The sequence below is a fragment of the Streptomyces sp. NPDC030862 genome, from assembly GCF_055571835.1.
The window spans coordinates 649,030-671,081 of sequence record NZ_JBVIEN010000001.1; the positions used below are offsets into that span (position 1 = coordinate 649,030).

The following is a 22,052-nucleotide window of genomic DNA, read 5'->3' on the forward strand; positions in this document are numbered from 1 at the left end:
CTCAGTGGGCGGTGTGGCCTCCCGCCGGGTGGTGCGGTTCGTAGCCGGGGATCGTGCCGTCCGCTTTCGCCACCAGGAACAGGCCGGCCATACCCATGTCGGAGTGGCTCTGGACGTGGCAGTGGTACATCCAGGCGCCGGCGCCCACGCCCTCGCCCGCGATGATCTGGAAGCCGAAGGAGTCGGCGGGGCCGGTGATCTTGTTGTCGATGACGGGGCTCGGGTCGTCGGGGCCGGTGAGCATGCCGGTGCGGTTGTCCGCCCAGCGGTGACCGTGCATATGGAAGGTGTGGTAGTACTCGCCGTGGGTGATCATGATGATTTCGACCCGCTCCCCCACGGTGGCCTGGAAGTCCGGGCTCTGATGGCCGGGCCGGTTGTTGATCGTCATGTCGTTGAAGACGATCGTGAACTGCTTGTCGGGGAGGATGTCGCCCTGGCGCCGCACCACGACCGGCCCGTACAGGCCCTTGCGGATGCCGCCGGTGCCGTGGTCGGTGCCGACGACGTGGTCGTGGTAGTGCCAGTAACCGGCGCTGCCGGCACGCCAGGTGCCGTCCTTGCGGCGGCCGGGGGCGTGGGTGCGCCAGGTGTACGTGCGGGTGCCGCCGGGTTCGACGTGGCTGCGGTTGAGTTTCGTACCGTCGCTGGCGGTGTCGTAGTCGACGCCGTGGACGTGGAGGCTCGCCGGGACGTCCATGGTGTTCTCGAACTCGATGTGGAGGGTGTCGCCTTCGTTGAGTTCGATGAGCGGGCCGGGAATCGTGGCCTTGCCCTTCTCCAGGCCGTACCCCATCTGACCGTCGGCCAGTTTTTCGGCGTACAGCTTGAGGTGCCGCACCTGGCCGCCCGCCGGGGCGGTCCTCAGGGGCGTCGCAGCCGACACCGTGTCCGGCGCGGCAGCCCCGGATGACAACGATGTCACCCCGACCGTGGCAGCCGCTCCCGAGGCCAGGAGACGCCGGTTGAAGCTCCGTCTGTCCATGCCGAACTCCCCAGTACGGTGCCGAGACTGACGGGGGCTGAGTACCCCGGGACGGCCACACCGTAGCCGTGGGCGATTCGTTTTTCCACAGCCAGGACAAAGTTCGCGCGATCGGTGCCAAGCTATTGGCGTGTCACGGAAAGAGGTCTAGCTTCGTCGTCGTTTGCTGTGACCACAGAGGGGTGGGTGAACACATGCACCGTGCACCACATCACCGGTCAAGAACACGCCGCCGTGCGGCCGCGGCCCTGGCGGTCGCCGGCCTGGCGGCTTCGCTGCTCAGCGGTACGGCCGCCACCGCCCAGCCGCACCCGGAAAACTCGCGGACAACGTTGTCCCTCCCGTCGCCGCCGGGCGGCGCCAACGTCCGCGTGCTCGTCTTCCACGCCTCGGCGACCACGGAGTCCCCGACCGTCAACGCCGGTATCGCCGCGATAGAGGCGATCGGCCAGTCCGGGCCGGCCGCGCAGCGCTTCCGTACCGAGGCGACGGACGACGGTTCCGTCTTCACCGACGCCACCCGGCTCGGGCGGTACAACGCGGTCGTGTTCCTGACCGGCGGCGGTGATGTGCTCGACCCGGAGCAGGAGGCGGGTCTCGAGGCGTACATGGAGGCCGGTGGCGGGTTCCTCGGCATCCACGACGCGGCGCGCACCGAGCCGTACTCCGACTGGTTCACCGGGCTGGTCGGCGCCCGGCCCGCCGCCGGCGGCCCCACGCCCGTACAGCGCGCGACCGTCGAGGTCGGTGACCGGCAGCATCCCGCCACCCGGCAGCTCCCGCTGAACTGGAAGCGCCCCGACAAGTGGTTCAACTGGGCGGTCAACCCCTCCGGCAGCGTGCACACGGTGGCGCGGGTGCGCGAGAGCACGTACCGGCCGGGCGCGGGCGCCAACGGCTGGGACCATCCCGTCTCCTGGTGCCGTGACTACGACGGCGGCCGCTCCTTCTACACGGGCATGGGCGGTACGGCCGAGTCGTTCGCCGAGACCGACTTCCGCGAGCACCTGCGCGGCGCCCTGCTGTGGACCACCCGGCTGGTCCGCGCCGACTGCAAGGCCACCATCGACGCGAACTACGCGAGCGAGCGGCTGACCGCGCCCAACCAGCCGGGCAGGAACGACCAGATCGGCGAGCCGCACGGACTGGTGGCCGCGCCCGACGGCCGCGTCCTCTACATCGGCCGCGGCGGCGCCGACTCCTCCCAGCCCGTGGTCACCGACTGGAACGACCCGGACATCGGCAAGGGCAGCGGCGAGATCCACGTCTACGACCCGAAGACGAAGAAGGTGCAGCTCGCGGGCGCACTCACGGTCTTCGGCAACAAGGGCGGCGGCGACGAGCTGACGAAGAACGAGGAGGGACTCCTCGGCATCGAGCTCGACCCCGGCTTCCTGTCCAACGGCTGGGTGTACCTGCACTACACACCCCACTCCCGGATCAACCGCGACACCCACATGGCGGAGCGGTACGTCTCCCGCTTCACCCTCGACCTCGCCACGAACAAGCTGGACCCGCGCAGCGAGAAGGTGTTGCTCAAGTGGCCGGTGCAGATCCACAGCTGCTGCCACGCGGGCGGCGGCATGGCCTGGGACTCCGAGGAGAACCTGTACATCGCCACCGGCGACAACAACTCCAGTGGCTTCAGCGGCGGTTACTCGGGCAACAACCCGGAACCGGCCTTCAAGGGGGTCTCCTTCGCCGACGCCCGCCGCACCTCCGGCAACACCAACAACCTCAACGGCAAGATCCTGCGCATCCACCCGGAGGACGACGGCACGTACACGATCCCGGACGGCAACCTCTTCACGGGCGAGGAGCCGGACGAGGGCGGCGGCAAGACGCGCGGCGAGATCTACGTGATGGGCGTGCGCAACCCGGCACGCATCTTCGTCGACAAGACGACGGACATCCTGTACGCCGGATGGGTCGGCCCCGACGCCGGCGCGCCGTCGACCACCTGGGGCCCCGCCAAGTACGACACCTTCACCGCCATCACCAAGGCCGGCAACCACGGCTGGCCGTACTGCATGGGCAACAACCAGCCCTACCGCGACCGCAATGTGCCCGATCCCGGCAAGCCGCTCGGCTGGTACGACTGCTCCGCGCCGAAGAACGAGTCGCCCCACAACGACGGCCTGGTGAACCTGCCGCCGGTCACGCCCAACTCCATCTGGTACTCACCGCAGGGCGGCGGTCCCGACTTCCCGAGGGACGCGAGCGGCGTGCCCAGCTACAAGACGCAGGAGCAGAAACTGCTGCTGCCGTGGCTCAAGGGCGGCGGGCAGGCGACCATGAACGGGCCGGTGTACCGGTACGATGCCACGAGCGCGAGCACCGTCGCGTGGCCGTCGTACTGGGACGGCAAGTGGTTCGTGGGCGACTTCTACGACGGGGACCAGCCGCGCCACGCCGTGCTGATGGACCCGAGGACGGTCGGCAAGGGCGGGCTGCCCGTGCACGCGGAGTCCCTGAAGAAGATCATCCCGGGGGGCCCGGACGGCATCCGCAACCTCATGGACTGGAAGTTCGCGCCCGACGGCTCCCTGTACGTCCTCGACTACGGCCGCGGCTTCTTCACCTCCGACTCCAAGTCCGCGCTGTGGCACGTGACGTACCGGGGTGGCGGGCCGACGCCCGCCGCCGAGGACCTGGCGAGGAAGGCGGCAGCGCAGTGAGACACCGCTATCCGACGATGTGGACGGCGCTGCTCGCCTCCGTGCTGATGGTGGTGGGACTGGCCTCGACCGCCGCGTACGGACGCCCGGACGGCCGTGCGGCGGCCGCGGCGGAGCAGGTGCTGACCTGGACCGCCGGCGATCCCGTCGACCGCTACTTGTCCTTCCCCGCCACCGCGGTGGCGGGCCCGGCGACGATCGTCTTCGAGAACAGTGCGGCCACCGGCAACACCACGGGCATGCCGCACACTCTGACGTTCGACGTCTCCGACCCGGAGTACAACAACGACGTCCGGCTGAACATCCTGGCCAACCCCAGTGACGACCAGGGCGGCAGGCACACCGCCCAGGTCACGCTGACGCCCGGGCGCTACCGCTTCTTCTGCACCATCCCCGGCCACGGCGCGATGCAGGGCATCCTCACGGTGACGGAGGCGGGCGGTGGCGAGGACACCACCGCACCCGAGACGACGGCGAAGGTGGAGGGTGAGCGGAACGCCGACGGGGCGTACATCGGCCACGCCAACGTCACCGTCACGGCGACCGACGCCGGATCGGGCGTGGACCGGATCGAGTACGCGGTCGGGGCGGGCGGCACCTGGCAGCCGTACACCGGCCCGGTGATGGTCCATGAGGTCGGCGCCCACAGGATCCGCTACCGGGCCACCGACAAGGCGGGCAACACGGCCGCCGAGAAAGCCGTCGACTTCACCGTGGTCGCCCCGCCGACGGACGACAAGACGCCCCCGGAGACGTCGGCGACGGTCAGTGGCGAGAAGGACGCCGAGGGCAGGTACGTGGGGATGGCGACGGTCACCGTCACCGCCTCCGACGCCGGGTCCGGCGTCAACACCATCCAGTACGCGGTCGGGGCAGGCGGCGCCTGGCAGACGTACACCGCGCCCGTGATGGTCCACGCGACCGGCACGCACACCGTGCGCTACCGGGCCACGGACCGGGCGGGCAACACGGCCGCCGAGAAGGCCGTCGACTTCACCGTGGTCGCTCCGCCGACGGACGACAAGACGCCGCCCGAGACGACGGCCACCGTGACGGGCGAGAAGAACGCGGACGGCGCGTACATCGGCCGGGCCACGGTGACGGTCACGGCGACCGACGCGGGCTCCGGGGTGGAGAAGACCGAGTACTCGCTGGACGGCGGCCCGTACCTGGCGTACACGGTCCCGGTGGTCGTGGACCGGGTGGGCCACCACACCCTGCTGCACCGGGCCACGGACAAGGCGGGCAACACCTCGGCCGCCCGGCAGGTCCGCTTCGACGTCGCGGAGGGCGGCGGCGTCCCGGCGCCCAACTGCCCCGAGTACGACGAGCGCCTCACGGTCATCGTGGGCACGGTCGACTCGGGGGTGCCGAACCGGATGACGCGCGGCCGCTGCACCATCAACGAGCTGATCGAGGACGAGAAGGATTGGTCGTCGCACGCGCTGTTCCTCAAGCACGTGGACGCGGTCCTCGACCGGCTGCTCACCGAAGGGGTCGTCGACGCCCGCGAACACCGCACGATCTACCGGGCGGCCAAGGAGTCCGGCATCGGCAAGCCCGGGCAGACCACCGGCTACCGCACGCTGTTCGACGGCTCGGCGGAGACGTTCGCCCGGTGGCAGCACGTCGGCGGCGGCAGGTTCGGCCTGAACGGCGACGGCTCGATGACGAGCAGTACGGCGGTCCCGGGCATGGGCATGCTGTGGTTCCCGCAGCGGCAGTACGGGGACTTCTCGCTCAAGCTCCAGTGGCGGGACGACGCTCCGGGGGCGGGGAACGCCAACTCCGGTGTCTTCGTGCGCTTCCCGTACGTCCACGACCACCCCGAGGAGCCGAGGCCGGAGTGGGTCGCCATCAAGTTCGGGCACGAGATACAGGTCCTGGACCGGCCGGACGGCGACATGTACAAGACCGGTTCGGTCTACGGCTTCGACCGGGTCGGGCTCGGCGGCGCCGGCGTCACCCCGAAGGGCACCTGGAACGACTACGAGATCCGGGTGGAGGGCCAGCACTACTCGGTGTTCCGCAACGGCGTCCTGATCAACGAGTTCGACAACACCGGCGGCCAGGAGTTCTCCCCGCCGCGCGCCGACGACCCGGGCACGGACGGCCGCCGGTACGCCACCGGCTACATCGGGCTCCAGGTCCACGGCACGACGGACGTCATCTCGTACCGCGACATCCGGATCAAGGAGCTCTGACCGGCGACGACACTCCAGGGCCGCCGACGGCGACGACACTCCGGGCCCCGGACCGCGACGCGATCCGGGGCCCGGAGGTCAGAGGCGGGGCCCGTCCGGTTCGAGGAACTCCTCCAGGATTCCCGGCCGGGCCGCGGCGGCGAGGGCCACGGCGTCGTCGGCCGCCACGTCCCGCACGTGGTAGCCGTGCGCCCCCGCGGCCACGGCCGCCGTGAGCGTGACGAGTCCGGCGCGGCGGCCGAACGGCGAGGTCGTGAACGTCCAGGCGACGAGCGCGGAGCGGTCCAGGGCGAGGGTGTCGCGGCTGAACGTACCGGACCTGATGAGGAGATGGGAGCCGTGCAGGGCGTGGCCGAGGCTCGCGTAGGCGTCCCGGGCGAGCAGCGCCGTCACGGCGGTCGCGACCAGTGCGTACATCCAGGCGGCGTGCAGGAGCACCGGCGTGAGCAGCGCTCCGAGGACGAGCAGTACGAGCGTCGCCGGCAGGACGGCGAGCAGGAGCCCACGTGACATCCGGCGGCGCAGCGCGGCGCGGGGATGGGCGGTCAGCGGGACCGAGTCCACCAGGCGCGAGGGGGCGCGTAGCGCGCCGGCAACCACGCGCAGGGCCTCGGCTCGCGGTGCCGGCGGAAGCAGGACGCCGCGCGCCTGGGCCTCCTCCTTGTCGCCGAGACCGCCCGCCACCGCGGCCGCGCTCGCTCCTCCGGCGGCCCGCAGCAGCAGCGGTTCGCGGAGCAGTACGCCGTGCAGCCGGCTGCGTTCCAGCGCCACCGAGCGGGTGGTCAGCAGTCCGCGCCGTACGGTGAGCGTGTCCGCGTCGGTCCAGGCGGCGCTGTAGCCCCACCAGTTCTCCGCGTACACGGCGAGGGCGCCGAGGGACCCGAGGGCGGTCACGACGGCCAGGGCCGCGGGTACGGTCAGCCACAGCGCGCGGTGGCCGAACTCGGCGAACAGGTCCTGGACGAGGGCCGTGCGCCACGGATCGATGCCGATGCCGTCGAGGATCCGGTAGGCCGTTCCGACGGCGACGCCCACACCGCCGAACACCCAGAAGGTGAGCGGCGCGTAGCGCAGCCAGCGCCAGTCGATGCGGCTGAGCACAGGGTCGCCGGTGACGTACCGGGGGTCCGCCTGCGCGAGCAGGGCGGCCTTGAGCCGGTGTGCCTCGCGGACCGTGACCGCGTCGAGGGTGATCCCGCCCTGTTCGCCGTCCGCGGCGGTGGTCGCGGCCCGTACGACGCTGAGGCCGAGCAGGCGGTGCAGCGGGGTCGCGGTCAGGTCGACGTTGCGGATCCGGTGGAGCGGGATCGTGCGCCGCCGTCGGCTGAACACCCCGCTGTGCAGCGTGAACGCCTCGGCGGTGAGCCGGTAGCGGGTCCGGGACCAGCGGAGCAGACCGGCGGCGGTGACGGCGGCGAACGAGACGGCGAGGGCGGCCAGCGTGATGCGGGCGCCCACGGGAACGCTGCCGCCGGTGACGAGCACGGTGAGGGCGAGCGATCCGAGCGGTGGGGCGAGCCAGCCGCACCTCACCAGCAGGGTGCGGGCGGCGGGGCGCCGCCCGACGTCCGCGCGGCGGCTCACGCTCCTCCCTCCGATACGCCCCGTGCCACGCCGTCGACCACGCCGTCGACCATGCCGGCGGTCATCCCCTCGGCCTCGCCGGGAGTGGTGCGGGCGGTGTGCGCGGCGTGGCCGATGCGCCGCGCGAGCTCCTCGGCGTCGGCCTCGGACAGGCCCGCGATCCTGACGGCCCCCGCGGTCGAGGCGGTGGTGACGGTGAGCGTCGTCAGGCCGTACCACCGCTGGATCGGCCCGCGGACCGTGTCGACGGTCTGCACCTGGGACAGCGGGGCGATCCGGCGCCGTTGCCATATCCAGCCGCCGGCCGCGTAGACGGCGTACGCGCCGAGCTCCCAGCCGTGCGTGGCGTACCGGCAGCGCGGCATGAGGAGCAGGTACCCGAGCGCGGGCACCACGAGGGTGACCAGCAGGAGGGGTGCGAGCCAGGGCAGCGCGCCGGAGAAGAACAGCGCGGAGAGGAGGCCGAGCGCGAGGGCGGTGAGCAGCATCGGCCCGCTCACGGAGACCAGTGCCTGGACCGTCCACCAACGGCGGGCCAGCGGGTGGGCCCGGTGGCGGGGCGGCCTCAGGCGTGGGGCGGCGTGAAGAGACATGGGGCAGGGACCGCTTTCCAAGTCAACTGTATTGGATAGCGATACGCTACAACGGTACAAGTGACTTGTAAAAGCGGCCCGGGCGTTTACCGCCGTGCCGCGGAGAGGTTGGGGTGGTGCGGTGCCGAAGAAGGTGGACCACGAGGCGAGACGCCTGGAGATCGCGGAGGCGCTCTGGCGCATCGCGAGTACGCGCGGCCTCGACGGTGTGAGCCTGCGCGATGTGGCGGCGGAGGCGGACATCTCGCTGGGCAGGCTCCAGCACTACTTCCGCACGAAGGACGAGATGCTCCTCTTCGCCTTGCGCCACATCAACACCCTGGCGGACCGGCGGATCCGCGAACGCATCGGCACGCTCGCGGCGGGCCTCGGCCAGGAGCCGCCGCCGCGGGCCGTGCTGCGGGAGTGCCTGGCGGGGATGCTGCCGCTGGACGAGAAGAGCAGGGTGGGCGCGCTGGTGGGCGCGGCGTACTTCGCGCGCGCGGTCCACGACGAGCGCCTGCGCGCCGAGGCCCGGGAAGGGATCCCCCGGCTCGCGGAGTTCTTCGCCGGGCTGCTGCGCACCGCCCAGGAGCGGGGGGAGTTGGCATCGGAGCGGGTGCTCGACCCGTACACCGAGGCGATGGTGCTGATCAGCCTGGTGGACGGCCTGACGGCGTACACGCTCCTCGGGGTCCAGACGGGCGAGGAGGCCGTGGGCCGGCTGGACGCGCACCTGGAGCGGCTCTTCGGCGCCCCGGAGTGAGCCGCCACGCGAACCGGGTCAGTCAGCCGGCTTCTTGGCGCGGCTCGGCTGGACCCGCTTGGGTTCGCCCGGCATCTTCGGGTAGTCCGGCGGGTACGGCATGTCGCTCAGCCCGTGGTCGCGCTCGTCCCGGTCGGCCAGCTCCAGCAGGCTGTCCAGGGTGAAGGCGTGGTCGTCCATGTCCGCGTGGACGTCGCCGTGGTCGGCGTACCGCACGGGCATGGTGGCCAGGTCGAAGTCGCGCGGGTCGACGTCGTCGAGCTCCTCCCAGCGCAGCGGGGCGGAGACCGGGGCGTGCGGCCGGGGGCGGATGGAGTAGGCGGAGGCGATGGTGCGGTCACGCGCCGTCTGGTTGTAATCGAAAAAGATCTTTTCGCCCCGCTCCTCCTTCCACCAGGCGGTGGTGACCCGGCCCGGCATGCGCCGTTCCAGGGCGCGGCCGAGTGCGATGGCGGCGCGCCGCACGCCGGTGAACTCCCAGCGCGGTTCGATCGGCACGAAGACGTGGAGGCCGCGCCCGCCGGACGTCTTCAGCCAGCCGCGCAGGCCGTACTCCTCCAGCAGGGCCCGCAGCTCGTGCGCGGCGGCCACCGCCTCCGGGAAGGCGGTGCCGGGCTGCGGGTCCAGGTCGATGCGCAGCTCGTCGGGGTGGTCGGTGCGATCGCCCCGCACCGGCCAGGGGTGGAAGGTGAGCGTGCCGAGGTTGGCCGCCCAGATCACGGCCGCGACCTCGGTGGGGCGGATCTCGTCGGCGTAGCGGCCGCTGGGAAAGGTGATGTGGGCCGTGGGGATCCAGTCGGGGAGGTTCTTGGGGGCGCGCTTCTGGAAGAAGGACTCGCCCTCGATCCCGTCGACGAAGCGCTCCAAAGTGGTGGGCCGGTCGCGTAGGGCGCGGACGATGCCCTCGCCCACGGCGAGGAAGTAGCGGGCCACGTCCAGCTTCGTGAAGCCGCGCTCCGGGAAGTAGACCTTGTCCGGGTTCGACAGGCGTACGGTACGTCCGCCGACCTCCAGCTCCACCGCGTTTCCCATACGCGCCACAGTAGGGGGCGGGTACATACCTCGCATATCGGTACTGATGGGCACGAGTAGCTGGATAGAGGCAGAATCGGGCCATGGATCTGCCGGTGATGCCACCCGTCAAGCCGATGCTGGCCAAGTCCGTCAAGAAGATCCCGCCCGGCATGCACTACGAGGCCAAGTGGGACGGCTTCCGTGCGATCGTGCACCGGGACGGCGACGAACTGGTGATCGGCAGCCGTACCGGCAAGCCGCTGACCCGGTACTTCCCCGAGCTGGTCACGGCCCTCCCGGAGCGGCTCCCCGAGCGCTGTGTCGTCGACGGTGAGATCGTCATCGCCCACGAGGGGCGGCTCGACTTCGACAAGCTCACCGAACGCATCCACCCGGCCGCCTCCCGCGTGAAGATGCTCTCCGAGCGGACGCCCGCCCGGCTCATCGCCTTCGACCTGCTGGCCCTCGGTGACGCGGCGCTGCTGGACACGCCGCTGACCGAACGCAGGGCGCTGCTCACCGAGGCCCTGGAGGGCGTCGACGCCCCGCTCCACCTGGCGCCGTCCACCACCGACATCGACGTGGCCCGGCACTGGTTCGAACAGTACGAGGGCGCCGGGCTCGACGGCGTGATCGCCAAGCCGCTGGACCTGCCCTACCGTCCGGACGCCCGGCTCATGTACAAGATCAAGCACGAGCGCACCGCCGATGTCGTCGTGGCGGGCTACCGGTTCCACAAGACGGGGAACGTCGTCGGCTCGCTGCTCCTCGGCCTGTACGACGACCAGGGCGCGCTCCAGCACGTCGGGGTCTGCGCCGCGTTCTCCGACAAGCGGCGCGCGGAGCTGGTGGAGGAGCTGGAGCCCCTGCGCATGGACACGCCCGACGGCCACCCCTGGGCCGCCTGGGCGGACGAGGCCGCCCACGAGACCGCCCGGCTGCCCGGGGCGCCGAGCCGCTGGTCGGGCAAGAAGGACCTGTCCTGGGTGCCGCTGCGGCCCGAGCGGGTGTGCGAGGTGGGCTACGACCACATGGAGGGCAACCGCTTCCGGCACACGGCGCAGTTCCGCCGGTGGCGACCGGACCGTACGCCGGAAAGCTGCGGCTACGCGCAGTTGGAGGAGCCGGTCTCGTACGACCTGGACGCGGTGCTGTCGGGGTCCGGGGGCTGAGTCGCGCTGGGCGACGGGGACGCGGTCGGCGTGGGCGACGGGCAGGCGGGAACCGTGGGTGTCGGGCTCGGCGATGGCGTAGGCGTGGGTGAAGGGGTCGGCGTCGGTGACGGGCCAGGCTCTGTAGGCGTGGGCGTGGGGCTGGGGGTAGGGGTGGGTGTCGGGTGCGAGGGCGACGGGGGCGGGGTCGGTGTCGGGGAAGGGGAAGGGCGGCTGGGTGGCCGTGGGGTGAGGGTCGGACGCGGCGAGGGCTGGGGGCCCACCACGATGCCGCCGCCCGGACGAGGGCTCGGCGCGGGCGCCGGCGCGGTGGGCGTCGCGGGCCTGGGCTCCGTACCCGCCCCCGGGCTCACCGGCAGCACGCCCGTCCCGTCCGGCACCGGATGCGCACCGCGCTGGTAGAAGGCGAGCCACGACAGCACGGTGCGCAGATAGGCGTACGAGTGGTTGTAGCTGAGGATGGCCCGGTCGAGGTCGGTCCGGATGGTCAGCGTCCGGTTCCCGGCGCACAGGTAGTGTCCGGCGGCCAGCGCCGCGTCGTGGATGTTGTCCGGGTCGGCGCGCCCGTCGCCGTTGCCGTCGGTGCCCCACCGGGCCCACGTCGAGGGGATGAACTGCATCGGGCCGACCGCCCGGTCGTACGTGCGGTCCCCGTCGTACACGCCGTCGTCGGTGTCCGTGATCCGGGCGAAACCGACGCCGTCGAGGACCGGGCCCAGGATCGGCGCGAGCGTGGTGCCGTACGCGTCGACCCGGCCACCGCGCGCCTGGCCCGACTCCACCTTGCCTATCGCGGCGAGCAGCTCCCACGGCAGTCGGCAGCCCGGGTCGGTGCGGGCCACGGCGGCCTCGGCGCGCCGGTACGCGGCCAGCACGGTCGCCGGGATGCCCGCCTGCGCCGGCCCCAGGCTCACCGGCGGCCCGGCCGCGACTCCGGCCCCGGACCCGGCCCCGGCCCCCGGCGTCGGAGCGGTTCCGGGCGCCACGGGCGAGGTGAGCGGCGGGAGTTCGGTGTGGTAGGCGTCGTCCGACGGCGGGACCGGGGCGGTGTCGTGCCGCGCCACGGGGTCGTTGGGGTGAGCGGCCCGGGACGGTACGAAGCCGGGGGCCTGCGAGGCCGTGAGGGCGGCCATCGCGGCGAGGGCCGTGGCGGTCCCGGTCACCGCCCGCCGTGCACGCCCACGCGCACGTCCACGCGCACGCCTGTTCCCGGCCCGCCCGCTCATGAAGCAGCCCCCAGGGTGTCGATGGCGGTGATCCGCCAGGCGCCGCCGGCGCGTACCGCCTCCACCGCGAACATGGCGGCGCCGTACGTCGTGGCGTCCTTCTTGGCCGCGGCCGCGGTGCCCGCGGTGCGGGTGTTGGTCTGGTCGGCGTAGACGAGCACCCGGGCCCGGTCGCCGTTGATCCGCTCCACACCGCTCTCCGTGACGGTGGTGGTGAGGACGAGCTTCTGCCGCGCCGCCTGTTCGCGTACGGGTGCCAGCATCGCGCGGTGCTGCTCGACCGCCCTGCCGGTGAGGTGTGTCTTGGCGGCCCGGTCGGCCTCGGTGGGGGTGGCGTAGTTGTACGAGAAGAGCTCGCCCACCGCCTTCGTCACCTGGCCCTTGACCTCGCTGGTGCGGGCCACGTCGGTGAGGGCGGTGTTGCGCACGGCCGGGTCGTCGCGCAGGGCCGCCGCCTCGCCGCCGGCCCAGGCGGCGACGCCGCCCAGCAGCACGGTGAGCGCGCCGAGCACCACGGGCAACCTGCGGCGGGGTGCCGGCGCCCGCGGCGGCGCCGGGGACCTGCCCGCGGGGCCGGGCGCGGCCCGGGTCGTGTGCGCGGCCGCCAGGCGGCGCTGCCGGTTGATGAGGTGTCGGGTCGTCGACGACATGCGGGGCTCCTCTTCGGTCCACTGGTCGCTGGCCGGTCCGCCGGCCGGTCCGCTGGTCAGTCCACGGGTTCCACGGCGGTGTTGCCGACCGGCGCCTGGCCGAGCGCGCTGAGCTTCCACCCCTCGGGGGTGCGGGTGAGTTCGCCGAGCAGGCGGCTCTGCTTCGCCGCGGGCTTGCCCCCGGACGGGGTCACGGTGATCCGCAGGGCGACCATCACGCGGGCCCGGCCGGCGCGCGTGTCCAGCTCGGTCACCGCGCCGGACAGCACCTTCGCGCTGGTCACGGTCTTGGCCTCGCGGATCTGCCGCTCGAACCGCGCGCGGCCCTCCGTCAGTTGGGTGCGCAGGTCGCCGGTGGCCGAGTCCTGCCAGGTGTCGAGCCCGCGGCGCAGGTCGCGGTGGTCGAGGGTGTTCATGTTCTGTACGGCCTGCTCCCCGGCGGCGAGGACCTCGTCCCGCGTCTTCGCGTACGCGGCCGAGTCGTCGTGCGCGGCCGCGTACCAGGACCAGCCGGCCCAGCCCGCCCAGCCGGCGCCGCCGACCGCGAGGAGGGCCAGGGCGAGGGCCGATGCCAGGAGCGGCTTCCCCGGCGTGGCGTTGCGCGTACGTTCCGAAAGCATGGGCATGGGTGTGACGGCCTCTCTAACGTGCGGTGATGTCGACGATCCGCCAGTGGCCGCCCCGTAGTTCGGCGGTGACGGACAGCTGGGCGGCGACCGTGGTGGCGGGTTTCCCGGCGCGCTGGGCGACCTGGTCGAGGAAGACCAGGAGGTGTGCGTCGCGGTCGGTGAGCCGCGTGACTCCGGCGCGTACGACATGGGTCGTGAGCGTCAGTTTCTGCCGTGCGGCCCGCTGCTCCACCTCGGCGAAGAGCGCCTCGTACTGCCGTGCCGCCTTGCCCGCGAGGAGCTGCCGCGCCGCCTGCCGGGTCGAGGCGGTGTCCTGCGGGGCGTACGAGAAGACCCGCCCGAGCGCGCCGCTGACGTCTCCGACGACCCGCTCGGTGGCCCGCGTGTCGGCGAGCGCGCGGTTGTCCAGGGCCGGGGAGTCCGCCAGCTCCTCGGTGCGCCAGAGCAGCCACCCTCCCGCCAGCAGCATCAGGACGGTGAGCAGGGCGGCGGCCGTGCGGCGGTACCGGAAGCTCCGGGCCCGGGCCTCTGCGCTCGTGGTCACCCCTCCCCCTTCCTCTCAGGCCCCGGCGGCGGGGACCGCGGTCAGCGCCGTGACCTTCCAGCCGTCGGGCGTACGGAGCAGCTCGGCCTCCAGCCGTCTGCGGTCCCTGGCCGACGGGCTGGCCTCCACCCGTACGGTCGCGATGAGGCGGGCGGTCCCGGCGCGGTGGTCGAACGCGGTGAGCGCGGCGTCGGTGACGGTCGCGCGCACCAACGTGCCGGACGCGTCCGGGGTGGGGCCGGTCCTGCTCAGCTCCTCGCGCAGCTCCCCCGCCGACACCTCCAGCCATGCGCGCCGGCCGGGGCTGTTGAGCACGGCCAGATGCCGTTGCCCGGTCGTGAGGGCGGTGTCCCGCGCCTCGGCGTAGGCGCGGTCCTCATCGCGGGCGGTACGCGCGTACGACCATCCGGCGGCGCCGCAGAGCAGCGCCGCGACGAGAAGGGCCGCCCACCACCCGTACCGGGTCAGATGCGTCCCCGTCCTCATGGGCGTCCGCCCCGGGGCGCGTTCGCGGAGCCGCGGACGTTGACGCCGCTGGAGGGCGGTGCGGTGCAGCGCGCCTGGGTGTTGAGGGCGGGCGGGGCCGACAGGTCGAGGCCGTTGCGGTAGGGCGTCCCGCCGTAGCCGGTGGTGCAGGGCAGTGGCTGGAAGAAGGTCACCGACATGCCGAAGTTGGCGCCCTGAGGGGTGACGGCGGTCGCCCCGGCGGCGGCGAGGGCGGGCATGGTGACCAGGAACTCCTCCATGCCGCGCTGGCGTGTCACGGCCACCTCCGAGACGGTGAGGAGGTTGGCGAGGACGACTCCGAAGGCCGGGTCGAGGTCCTTCAGCAGTGCGCTGACCTGGCCGGCCGCACCGGGCGCGGCGGCGATGAGCCGGCGCAGGTCCGCGTCGGAGCGCTTGAGCTCCGCGGCGAGCTCCCGGGCGCCGGAGGCGAAGGAGGTGAGGGCCTCGCCCTCCTCGGCCTGGGTGCGCAGGACCGTCTCGGCGTCGATCACCAGCCGGGTGTTGGCGGGCAGCGCCTTGTCGGCGGCGCGTACGAAGGCGTCGCCGCCGTCCAGCAGCGCCTGGAGGTCGTCGCCGCGGCCGTTGAGTGCCGTGCCGAGTTCGTCGACGACCGTGCGCAGCGACTCCAGGTCGACGGAGGCGGCGAGGTCGCCGATCCCGCTGAGCACGGTGGTGACGGGCGGCGGCGTACGGGTGTCGGAGCGCGGGATGACGGTGCCGTCGCGCAGGTACGGGCCGCCGGAACCGGCCGGCCGCAGGTCGATGTACTGCTCGCCGACGGCCGACAGCCCGGCGACGACGGCTTCCAGATCCGCCGGGATGGGGGGCGCCGAGTCGTCGATGCGCAGCTCGGCCTCGACTCCGTCACCGGTGAGCTCGATGGGGCCGACGCGCCCCACGGAGACACCTCGGTAGGTGACGTTGGAGTGGGTGAACAGACCTCCTGTCGCTTCGAGTTGGACGCGGACCGTGTAGTAGTCGCGGAAGCCCGCGTACCGGCCGAGGTCGGCGTACCGCACGCCGACGTAGCCGAGGACGACGACGGCGATGAGGAGGAAGGCGAGGTTCTTCAGCCGGATGGCGAGGGTCGGCATCAGTTCCTCCCGGCCGACGGCAGCGGTAGGGGCAAGGGCAGGGGCAGGGGTGGCCCGGCGGCCGCCGGGTCCTGTGGCGGGACCAGCGGTGGTACGAGCTGGGTGCCGGGTGCGGCGGCGACGTCGAGGTAGACGTTGAGGTAGTCGCCCTTGACGCCGCGCAGCACCTCGTCGGTGAACGGGTAGGTGAGCAGCACCTGGAGCGAGTCGGGCAGCGCCTTGCCCGCATCCGCCAGCGCCCGCAGGGTCGGCCCGAGCGCCTTGAGGTCGGCGACCAGGTCGGCCTTGGTGCGGTTGACGGTGTCGACGGCGACGGTGGAGAGCGTGTCGAGGGCGCCGAGCATGGTGAGCAGGGAGGCGCGCTGGCGCTCCAGCACCTTCAGGCCGGGGCTGAGTCCGGTGAGCACCTTGCCGACGTCCCGCTCGCGGGTGGCGAGGGTGGCGGAGAGCCGGTTGACGCCGTCGAGGGCCGCGGTGATGTCGGCCTTGTTGCCGTCCAGGCTGGTGACGAGGGTGTCGATGCGCGTGAGGAGGGACCGGACCTCGGTCTCGTTGCCGCGCAGCGCCTTGGAGAGCTCGGCGGTGATGGTCCGCAGCTGCTGGACGCCGCCGCCGTTGAGGAGCATCGACAGGGCACCGAAGACCTCCTCGACCTCGGGGTTGCGGTTGGTGCGGCTCAGCGGGATGCGGTCGCCGTGCGCGAGCGTGCCCCCGGCCGCCTTGGCGGGCGCGGAGAGGTGGATGTACTTCTCGCCGAGCAGGCTGGACTGCTCCAATCGCGCGTAGGCGTTGGCGGGCAGCCGTACGTCGCCGTTGACGCGCAGGGTGACCTGCGCCGACCACTCGTTACTCCCACCGGCTGCCAGGGCGATCCTCGTCACGCGGCCGACGGCGACGTCGTTGACCTTGACCGCCGCGTTCGGTACGAGGCTGAGGACGTCCGCGAACTCCGCGGTGACCTCGTACGGATGGTCGCCGAGGTCGGCGCCGCCGGGCAGGGGCAGTTGCTCGATGCCGGACAGCTCGGGGCCCGCCGGCGGGTCACAGCTCACGGCGGTCGCGGCGAAGCCGACGGCGAGGGCGAGGACGGCGGCCACGCCCGTGGTGGTCGTCGTGGTACGGGTGGTGGGTCGCTTCACCGCGCGGCTCCGTCCTCAGCCGTGCCGTAGACCTGGCCGACCGCGGGGAGCGGAAGGACGGGCAGGTCCTTGCGGCGGGCCGGTTCGACGGGGACCAGCCCCGGCGCACCCGAACCGCCGGAGCCGCCGGAGCCGCCGGAGCCCATGCTGAGCTCGTTGACGTCGGCGCGTCCGTTGAGGGTGCGGTGCAGCGGGTCGTACGCCTTGAGTGCGTTGCCCGCGGCGAGCGGCGCGGTGTCGAGGGCCTCGGCGAGCGAGGCGCGCTGGTCGGCCAGCGTGCGGGTGATCGGCAGCAGGATGTCGACGTTCCGCTTCAGGCTGCCGCGGTTCTTCTCGATGAAGGTCTTCACCTGGGTGAGGGCGGTGGAGAGCTCCTTGAGGGCGGCGGCGAGGTTCTCCTTGTCCTCGGCGAGGAAGCCGGTGACGGTGGCGAGCCGCCGCTCGGCCGTGCGCACCTCGCCGTCGTTGTCCTTCAGCATGGTGGTGAAGGACTGGAGGTACGCGAGGGTGTCGAAGAGGTCGTCGCTGCTGGAGTCGAGGGTCTTGGCGGCCTTGCCGAACTGCTCGATGGAGTCGCCTATCGCCTTGCCGTTGCCCCGGAGGTTGGCGGCGCCGGTGTCGAGCAGGTCCGCGAGGGCGCCCTGGGCGTTGGCCCCGTCGGGGCCGAGTGCCTCGCTGAGCTGGTTGATCGACGCGTAGAGCTGGTCGATTTCGAGGGGTGTGGCGTTGCGGGCGGCGGGCAGGACGGCTCCGTCGCGCAGCCGGGGCCCGCCCGTGTAGGCGGGGGCGAGCTGGATGTACCGGTCGGAGACGATGCTGGGGGCGACGAGTACCGCGTGGGCGTCGGCCGGGACGCGGACGCCCTCGTCGAGCAGGAGCGTGACCTCGACCTCCTTGCCCTTCGGGCGGACCGCTCCGACGGTGCCGACCTTGACGCCCAGGACGCGTAGGTCGGAGCCCTCGTACACCCCGGTGGCCCGGTCGAAGTAGGCCGTGACGCGGGTGGTGTGCGCCGCGTCGAGGGCCTGGAGGCCGGAGGCCGCCGCGACCGCGACGACGGCGAGGCCGGCGCCGAGGCCGATGGCGCGTCTGAGGTTCACCTGGCACCCCCTGTGGGCTTGGGCGGCATGCATCCGGTGGCCGGGGGCGTGCCGGGCGGGAGGTAGTTCCTGGGGACGAGGCCGCAGACGTACGTGTCGAGCCAGCGGCCGTTGCCGAGGGTGTTGCCGACGAGCCGGTAGTACGGGCCGGCCAGGGCCAGGGTGCGGTCGAGGCTCTGCCGGTTCTTCAGCAGGACTCCGGTGACCCGGCTCAGGGACTCCAGGGTGGGGCCGAGCTGCCGGTTGTTGTCCTGGACGAGCCCGGTGAGCTGGGTACCGAGGTTCCGGGCGCCGGTGAGGAGCTGGTGGATGGCGTCGCGCCGGGCCTGGATCTCGCCGAGCAGCAGGCCGCCGTCCTCCAGGAGGGTCTCGAAGCTGCTCTTCTTGGTGGCCAGGGTCTTGGCCAGCTGCTTGCTGCCCTTGAGGAGCTCGGCGAGCTGGGTGTCGCGCGACGACACGGTCCGCGACAGCGCCGACAGGCCCTCGGCGGCGCTGCGCACGTCGGGCGGGGCGTTCTCGAAGGTGGCGGAGAGGGCGTCGAAGCTCGCCGCGAGCTGCCGCGTGTCGATGGCGTTGAGGGTGTCGCCGAGGCCGTTGAGCGCCTGGGTGACGTCGTACGGGGACGTGGTGCGGGACGCGGGGATGCGGGTGGCGGGGTTCTGACGGCGGGTGCCGAGCGGGTCGACGGCGAGGTACTTCTCGCCGAGGAGCGTCTTGATGGCGATGGCGGCGGTGCTCGCGTCACCGATCCAGGTGCCGTCGTCGACCTCGAAGGTGACCTTGACCTTGGCGCCGTCGAGGGCGACGCCGGTCACCGCGCCGACCTTGACGCCGGCGACGCGCACCTCGTCGCCCTCGTCGAGGCCGGCGGCCTCGGTGAAGTCGGCGGTGTACGCCGTACGGGCCACGAGAGCGTCGATCTTGTACGCGCCGAGGCCGATGAGGGCGAGGACGAGGAGCCCGACGAGACCGGTGAGGACGGGGTTGCGTTCCCGTACGGGCGTGAGGCGGAAACGGGGACGGGTCCGGGGCACGCGCGGTGCGAGGAGGCGGAAACGGGGCCGGGGCACGCGTGCTGCGAGGAGGCGTCTCATCCGCGGCACCTCGCTTCCGTGAGCGGGATACCGGTGGGCGGCTTCGAGCCGTCGGAGGTGGTGACACCCGTGACGGTGGCCTCGCAGAGGTAGAGGTTGAGCCACGACCCGTACGAGGCGAGCCGCCCGATGGCCTGCATCTTGGCGGGGCTCTTGCGGAGGAAGTCCTCGATCTGCGGGGTGCTCTTAGCCAGTTGGCCGGAGAGGCGGCCCAGTTGGCGGATGTCCTCCTTGAGCGGGGCGCGGCCGTCCTCGAGGAGCCCGGCCGTGACGGTGGTGAGCGAGCCCATGGCGGTGATGGCCGCCCCGAGCGGTTCGCGGTCGCCGGCGAAGCCGCTGACGAGCTGCTGGAGGGTGACGACGAGGTCGTTGAAGTTCTCTTCGCGGTCGTTGACCGTCTGCAGCACCGTGGTGAGGTTCCGGATCACCTCACCGATCACCTTGTCCTTGGCCGCGACGGTGCCGGTCAGCGAACCCACGTGCCGCAGCAGCGAGTCGACGGTGCCGCCCTCCCCCTGGAGGACCTGGACGATGGAGCCGGCGAGGCTGTTGACCTCGGTCGGTGAGAGTCCCTCGAAGAGCGGCTGGAATCCGTTGAAGAGCTGGGTGAGGTCGAGGGCGGGAGTCGTCCGCTCCAGCGGGATGACGGCACCGGGCGGCAGGGTCCGCCCGACGGGGCCGGTGCCCCGGTCGAGGTCGACGTACCGCTGGCCGACCATGTTCAGGTACTTGATCGACGCGGTGGCGGAGGCGGGCAGTGCCCGTCCCTTCTGGACGGTGAAGCCGACTTCGGCGACGCGCCGGTCGACGACGCGGATCGACGAGACCTGACCCACCTTCACCCCGGCGATCCGCACGCTGTCGCCTTCGACGAGGCCGGTGACGTCCGAGAAGCGGGCACGGTACGCGCTGGTCTCGCCGACCCCGGTGTTGGCGATGGACAGCGCCAGGACGGCGGTGGCGAAGACGGTCACCACGATGAAGGCGAGCGACTTGGTGAGCGGCCCGGCGAGGGAGCGGCGCTTCACTGCAGGGTCACCTCCGCTCCACGGAAGAGGGGGCCGGTCAGGACGGTGGACCAGTCGGGCAGCGCCTGGGGCGCGGTCCCGAGGCCCGGGGCGATGAGTTCGTTGACGAGCTGGTTCTCCTGCGGGGAGTTGGGCAGGCCCAGTCCCTGGGCGCGGTCGCTCACGCCGGCGGCGCCGCCGGGCTTCCCCGTGTACGGGACGGAGTAGCAGTGCGGCCCGCCGTTCGCCTCGTACACGGGCCGGTCCTTGCCGGGCACGTATGCGCCACGGGACGGCACGGTCCGGACGGTGACGTGGAGCCCCGGCTCGTCGGTGCCCTTGCCGAGCGCCCGGTCCATCGCGGGGACGAAGCCGGCGAGGGTGCGCAGGGTGCAGGGGTAGGAGGAGGCGTAACGGCCGAGCAGCTCCAGGGTGGGGCGCGAGGTGGCGGAGAGACGGATGAGGTTGTGCCGGTTCTCGCGCAGGAAGGCCGTCAGGTCGCGGGCGGTCGCCGTCGTGGCGCCGTACAGCCGGGAGAGCTGTGCCTGCTGCTCGGCGAGGGTGCCGCTGGTGGTGGTGAAGTCGGTGAGCGCGTCGAGGATGTCGGGCGCGGCGTCCCCGTACACCCGGCTGACCTCGACGAGGTGGGTGATGTCGCGGTTGAGGGCGGGCAGATGGGGGTTGAGCTTCTTCAGGTGCGCGTCGAGCGTGACGAGGGTGCGGCCGAGCTGCTCGCCGCGGCCTTCGAGCGCCTGGGCGACGGCCGTGAGGGTGGCCGACAGTTTCTCCGGCTTCACGGCGGTGAGCAGGGGGAGTACCTGGTCCAGGACCTGTTCGAGTTCGACGGCGTTGGCGGAACGGTCCTGCGGGATGGTGGCGCCCGCCGCGAGCGTACGCGGTGAGGAGGTGGCGGCCGGTGGTACGAGGGCGACGAACCGTTCGCCGAAGAGGGTGGTGGGCAGCATCTGGGCGGTGACGTCCGCCGGGATGCGGTCGAGGTGGCCGGTGCGGATGGCCAGGGTGAGGCGGGCGCCGGTGCCGTCGGCGCGGATGTCGCGCACCTCGCCGACGACCACGCCGCGCAGCTTCACCTCGGCGCCGCGGTGCATCTCGTTGCCGACGCTGGCGGTGAGGACGGTGACGGTGGCGTCGCGGCTGAACTCCTTGTCGTACACGGCGACCGACAGCCGGATGAGGAGGACGGGGACGAGCAGGAACACGGCCCCGGCGAGGCGTCTGCGGAGGGTGCGGGCGTGGGTCCGCGTGGGGGTGCGCGTGTTCATCCGGCCACCTTCACGGTCGTGGTCGCGCCCCAGATGGCGAGCGAGAGGAAGAAGTCGGTGACGCTGATCAGCACGATGGCGTTGCGTACGGAGCGACCGACGGCGACCCCGACGCCCGCGGGGCCGCCGTGGGCGTGGAAGCCGTAGTAGCAGTGCGCGAGGATCACCATCACGCTGAAGATCAGCACCTTGAGGATGGAGAGCAGCACGTCGTCCGGGGAGAGGAACAGGTCGAAGTAGTGGTCGTACGTGCCCGCCGACTGGCCGTTGAAGAGCACGGTGACCGCGCGGGAGGCGGCGTACGAGGAGAGCAGGCCGATCGCGTAGAGCGGGATGATCGCGACGACGCCCGCGATGATGCGGGTGGTGACGAGATACGGCATCGAGCGCAGGCCCATCGCTTCGAGGGCGTCGACCTCCTCGTTGATGCGCATCGCGCCGAGCTGCGCGGTGAAGCCGGCGCCGACGGTGGCGGAGAGGGCGAGTCCGGCGACGAGCGGGGCGATCTCGCGGGTGTTGAAGTAGGCGGAGACGAAGCCGGTGAAGGCGGAGGTGCCGATCTGGTTCAGCGCGGCGTACCCCTGGAGGCCGACGACGGTGCCCGTGAACAGCGTCATGGCGACCATCACGCCGATGGTTCCGCCGATGACGCCGAGGCCGCCGCTGCCGAAGGCCACCTCGGCGAGGAGGCGTTGGACCTCCTTCAGGTAGCGGCGCAGGGTGCGCGGGATCCAGAGCAGCGCCTTGACGTAGAAGAGGAGCTGGTCGCCGGAGCGGTCGAGCCAGGCGAGGGGCGAGGCCATG

The 22,052-nt window shown here is 72.3% G+C and carries 20 protein-coding genes; 4 read left to right on the forward strand and 16 right to left on the reverse strand.

The features are described 5' to 3' along the window. Position 1: 1 nt before the first annotated feature. Complete coding sequence (locus tag ACZ42X_RS02990) at positions 2–985, reverse strand: multicopper oxidase domain-containing protein (RefSeq protein WP_468283620.1); 984 nt, start codon at positions 983–985, stop codon at positions 2–4. A 194-nt stretch (positions 986–1,179) separates the two neighbouring features. Between ACZ42X_RS02990 and ACZ42X_RS02995 the strand changes: the two genes are divergently transcribed. Then, on the forward strand, positions 1,180–3,663 hold the full coding sequence (locus tag ACZ42X_RS02995; RefSeq protein WP_468283622.1) for a ThuA domain-containing protein: 2,484 nt from the start codon (positions 1,180–1,182) through the stop codon (positions 3,661–3,663). Positions 3,664–3,680: 17 nt separating this feature from the next. After that, the gene (locus tag ACZ42X_RS03000) at positions 3,681–5,867 is read left to right on the forward strand and encodes an OmpL47-type beta-barrel domain-containing protein (RefSeq protein ID WP_468284116.1); all 2,187 of its coding nucleotides are present in this window, start codon (positions 3,681–3,683) and stop codon (positions 5,865–5,867) included. A 78-nt stretch (positions 5,868–5,945) separates the two neighbouring features. On the opposite strand, the gene ACZ42X_RS03005 is transcribed toward ACZ42X_RS03000, so the two are convergent. Then, on the reverse strand, positions 5,946–7,451 hold the full coding sequence (locus tag ACZ42X_RS03005; protein ID WP_468283624.1) for a PH domain-containing protein: 1,506 nt from the start codon (positions 7,449–7,451) through the stop codon (positions 5,946–5,948). Beyond that, positions 7,448–8,044 (reverse strand): PH domain-containing protein, encoded by a 597-nt coding sequence (locus tag ACZ42X_RS03010; RefSeq protein WP_468283626.1) that lies wholly within the window; start codon positions 8,042–8,044, stop codon positions 7,448–7,450. The genes ACZ42X_RS03005 and ACZ42X_RS03010 overlap by 4 nt, the downstream gene beginning before the upstream one ends. Before the next feature lie 121 nt (positions 8,045–8,165). Here ACZ42X_RS03010 and ACZ42X_RS03015 point away from each other — a divergent pair, with 121 nt between their 5' ends. Then, complete coding sequence (locus tag ACZ42X_RS03015) at positions 8,166–8,789, forward strand: TetR/AcrR family transcriptional regulator (RefSeq protein ID WP_468283628.1); 624 nt, start codon at positions 8,166–8,168, stop codon at positions 8,787–8,789. Positions 8,790–8,807: 18 nt separating this feature from the next. Here the strand turns inward: ACZ42X_RS03015 and ligD are convergent, their stop codons facing one another. Further along, a complete protein-coding gene (ligD, locus tag ACZ42X_RS03020) occupies positions 8,808–9,821 on the reverse strand; it encodes a non-homologous end-joining DNA ligase (protein WP_468283630.1) in 1,014 nt (337 codons plus the stop codon). An 83-nt stretch (positions 9,822–9,904) separates the two neighbouring features. On the opposite strand from ligD, the gene ACZ42X_RS03025 reads away from it, so the two are divergent. Beyond that, positions 9,905–10,975 (forward strand): ATP-dependent DNA ligase, encoded by a 1,071-nt coding sequence (locus ACZ42X_RS03025; RefSeq protein ID WP_468283632.1) that lies wholly within the window; start codon positions 9,905–9,907, stop codon positions 10,973–10,975. On the opposite strand, the gene ACZ42X_RS03030 is transcribed toward ACZ42X_RS03025, so the two are convergent. The 12 genes from ACZ42X_RS03030 to ACZ42X_RS03085 are packed head-to-tail and all read right to left on the reverse strand — an operon-like array spanning position 10,909 to position 22,051. Then, on the reverse strand, positions 10,909–12,201 hold the full coding sequence (locus tag ACZ42X_RS03030) for a lytic transglycosylase domain-containing protein (protein ID WP_468283634.1): 1,293 nt from the start codon (positions 12,199–12,201) through the stop codon (positions 10,909–10,911). The genes ACZ42X_RS03025 and ACZ42X_RS03030 overlap by 67 nt on opposite strands. Then, positions 12,198–12,851 carry a hypothetical protein gene (locus ACZ42X_RS03035; protein ID WP_468283636.1) on the reverse strand — a complete coding sequence of 218 codons (654 nt, stop codon included), beginning with the start codon at positions 12,849–12,851 and terminating at the stop codon, positions 12,198–12,200. The genes ACZ42X_RS03030 and ACZ42X_RS03035 overlap by 4 nt, the downstream gene beginning before the upstream one ends. 56 nt (positions 12,852–12,907) lie before the next feature. Then, entirely contained in the window at positions 12,908–13,471 is a 564-nt protein-coding gene (locus ACZ42X_RS03040) for a nuclear transport factor 2 family protein (protein WP_468283638.1), read from the reverse strand. Between the two features lie 22 nt (positions 13,472–13,493). Then, the gene (locus tag ACZ42X_RS03045) at positions 13,494–14,024 is read right to left on the reverse strand and encodes a hypothetical protein (RefSeq protein WP_468283640.1); all 531 of its coding nucleotides are present in this window, start codon (positions 14,022–14,024) and stop codon (positions 13,494–13,496) included. Between the two features lie 15 nt (positions 14,025–14,039). Further along, positions 14,040–14,510 (reverse strand): hypothetical protein, encoded by a 471-nt coding sequence (locus ACZ42X_RS03050; protein WP_468283642.1) that lies wholly within the window; start codon positions 14,508–14,510, stop codon positions 14,040–14,042. Then, positions 14,507–15,625, reverse strand: coding sequence for an MCE family protein (locus ACZ42X_RS03055; RefSeq protein WP_468283644.1), 1,119 nt, complete (start codon positions 15,623–15,625; stop codon positions 14,507–14,509). Before ACZ42X_RS03055 ends, ACZ42X_RS03050 begins: the two co-directional genes overlap by 4 nt. Next, positions 15,625–16,764 carry an MCE family protein gene (locus tag ACZ42X_RS03060; protein ID WP_468283646.1) on the reverse strand — a complete coding sequence of 380 codons (1,140 nt, stop codon included), beginning with the start codon at positions 16,762–16,764 and terminating at the stop codon, positions 15,625–15,627. Before ACZ42X_RS03060 ends, ACZ42X_RS03055 begins: the two co-directional genes overlap by 1 nt. Continuing rightward, positions 16,761–17,864 carry an MCE family protein gene (locus ACZ42X_RS03065; RefSeq protein WP_468283648.1) on the reverse strand — a complete coding sequence of 368 codons (1,104 nt, stop codon included), beginning with the start codon at positions 17,862–17,864 and terminating at the stop codon, positions 16,761–16,763. The genes ACZ42X_RS03060 and ACZ42X_RS03065 overlap by 4 nt, the downstream gene beginning before the upstream one ends. Further along, a complete protein-coding gene (locus tag ACZ42X_RS03070; protein WP_468283650.1) occupies positions 17,861–18,958 on the reverse strand; it encodes an MCE family protein in 1,098 nt (365 codons plus the stop codon). Before ACZ42X_RS03070 ends, ACZ42X_RS03065 begins: the two co-directional genes overlap by 4 nt. Beyond that, positions 18,955–19,986 (reverse strand): MCE family protein, encoded by a 1,032-nt coding sequence (locus tag ACZ42X_RS03075; RefSeq protein WP_468283652.1) that lies wholly within the window; start codon positions 19,984–19,986, stop codon positions 18,955–18,957. Before ACZ42X_RS03075 ends, ACZ42X_RS03070 begins: the two co-directional genes overlap by 4 nt. Next, positions 19,983–21,248: an MCE family protein gene (locus ACZ42X_RS03080; RefSeq protein WP_468283654.1), complete on the reverse strand. Its 1,266-nt coding sequence runs from the start codon at positions 21,246–21,248 to the stop codon at positions 19,983–19,985. The genes ACZ42X_RS03075 and ACZ42X_RS03080 overlap by 4 nt, the downstream gene beginning before the upstream one ends. After that, positions 21,245–22,051, reverse strand: coding sequence for an MlaE family ABC transporter permease (locus ACZ42X_RS03085; RefSeq protein WP_468283656.1), 807 nt, complete (start codon positions 22,049–22,051; stop codon positions 21,245–21,247). Before ACZ42X_RS03085 ends, ACZ42X_RS03080 begins: the two co-directional genes overlap by 4 nt. Position 22,052: the final 1 nt, after the last annotated feature.

Coding starts and splice junctions, on each gene's coding strand:
- ACZ42X_RS03080 (WP_468283654.1), bottom strand. CDS start 21,248: ATGAACACGCGCACCCCCACGCGGACCCACGCCCGCACCCTCCGCAGA.
- ACZ42X_RS03000 (WP_468284116.1), top strand. CDS start 3,681: ATGTGGACGGCGCTGCTCGCCTCCGTGCTGATGGTGGTGGGACTGGCC.
- ACZ42X_RS03055 (WP_468283644.1), bottom strand. CDS start 15,625: ATGCCGACCCTCGCCATCCGGCTGAAGAACCTCGCCTTCCTCCTCATC.
- ACZ42X_RS03010 (WP_468283626.1), bottom strand. CDS start 8,044: ATGTCTCTTCACGCCGCCCCACGCCTGAGGCCGCCCCGCCACCGGGCC.
- ACZ42X_RS03050 (WP_468283642.1), bottom strand. CDS start 14,510: ATGAGGACGGGGACGCATCTGACCCGGTACGGGTGGTGGGCGGCCCTT.
- ACZ42X_RS03085 (WP_468283656.1), bottom strand. CDS start 22,051: ATGGCCTCGCCCCTCGCCTGGCTCGACCGCTCCGGCGACCAGCTCCTC.
- ACZ42X_RS03040 (WP_468283638.1), bottom strand. CDS start 13,471: ATGCTTTCGGAACGTACGCGCAACGCCACGCCGGGGAAGCCGCTCCTG.
- ACZ42X_RS03025 (WP_468283632.1), top strand. CDS start 9,905: ATGGATCTGCCGGTGATGCCACCCGTCAAGCCGATGCTGGCCAAGTCC.
- ligD (WP_468283630.1), bottom strand. CDS start 9,821: ATGGGAAACGCGGTGGAGCTGGAGGTCGGCGGACGTACCGTACGCCTG.
- ACZ42X_RS03070 (WP_468283650.1), bottom strand. CDS start 18,958: ATGAGACGCCTCCTCGCAGCACGCGTGCCCCGGCCCCGTTTCCGCCTC.
- ACZ42X_RS03030 (WP_468283634.1), bottom strand. CDS start 12,201: ATGAGCGGGCGGGCCGGGAACAGGCGTGCGCGTGGACGTGCGCGTGGG.
- ACZ42X_RS03035 (WP_468283636.1), bottom strand. CDS start 12,851: ATGTCGTCGACGACCCGACACCTCATCAACCGGCAGCGCCGCCTGGCG.
- ACZ42X_RS02995 (WP_468283622.1), top strand. CDS start 1,180: ATGCACCGTGCACCACATCACCGGTCAAGAACACGCCGCCGTGCGGCC.
- ACZ42X_RS02990 (WP_468283620.1), bottom strand. CDS start 985: ATGGACAGACGGAGCTTCAACCGGCGTCTCCTGGCCTCGGGAGCGGCT.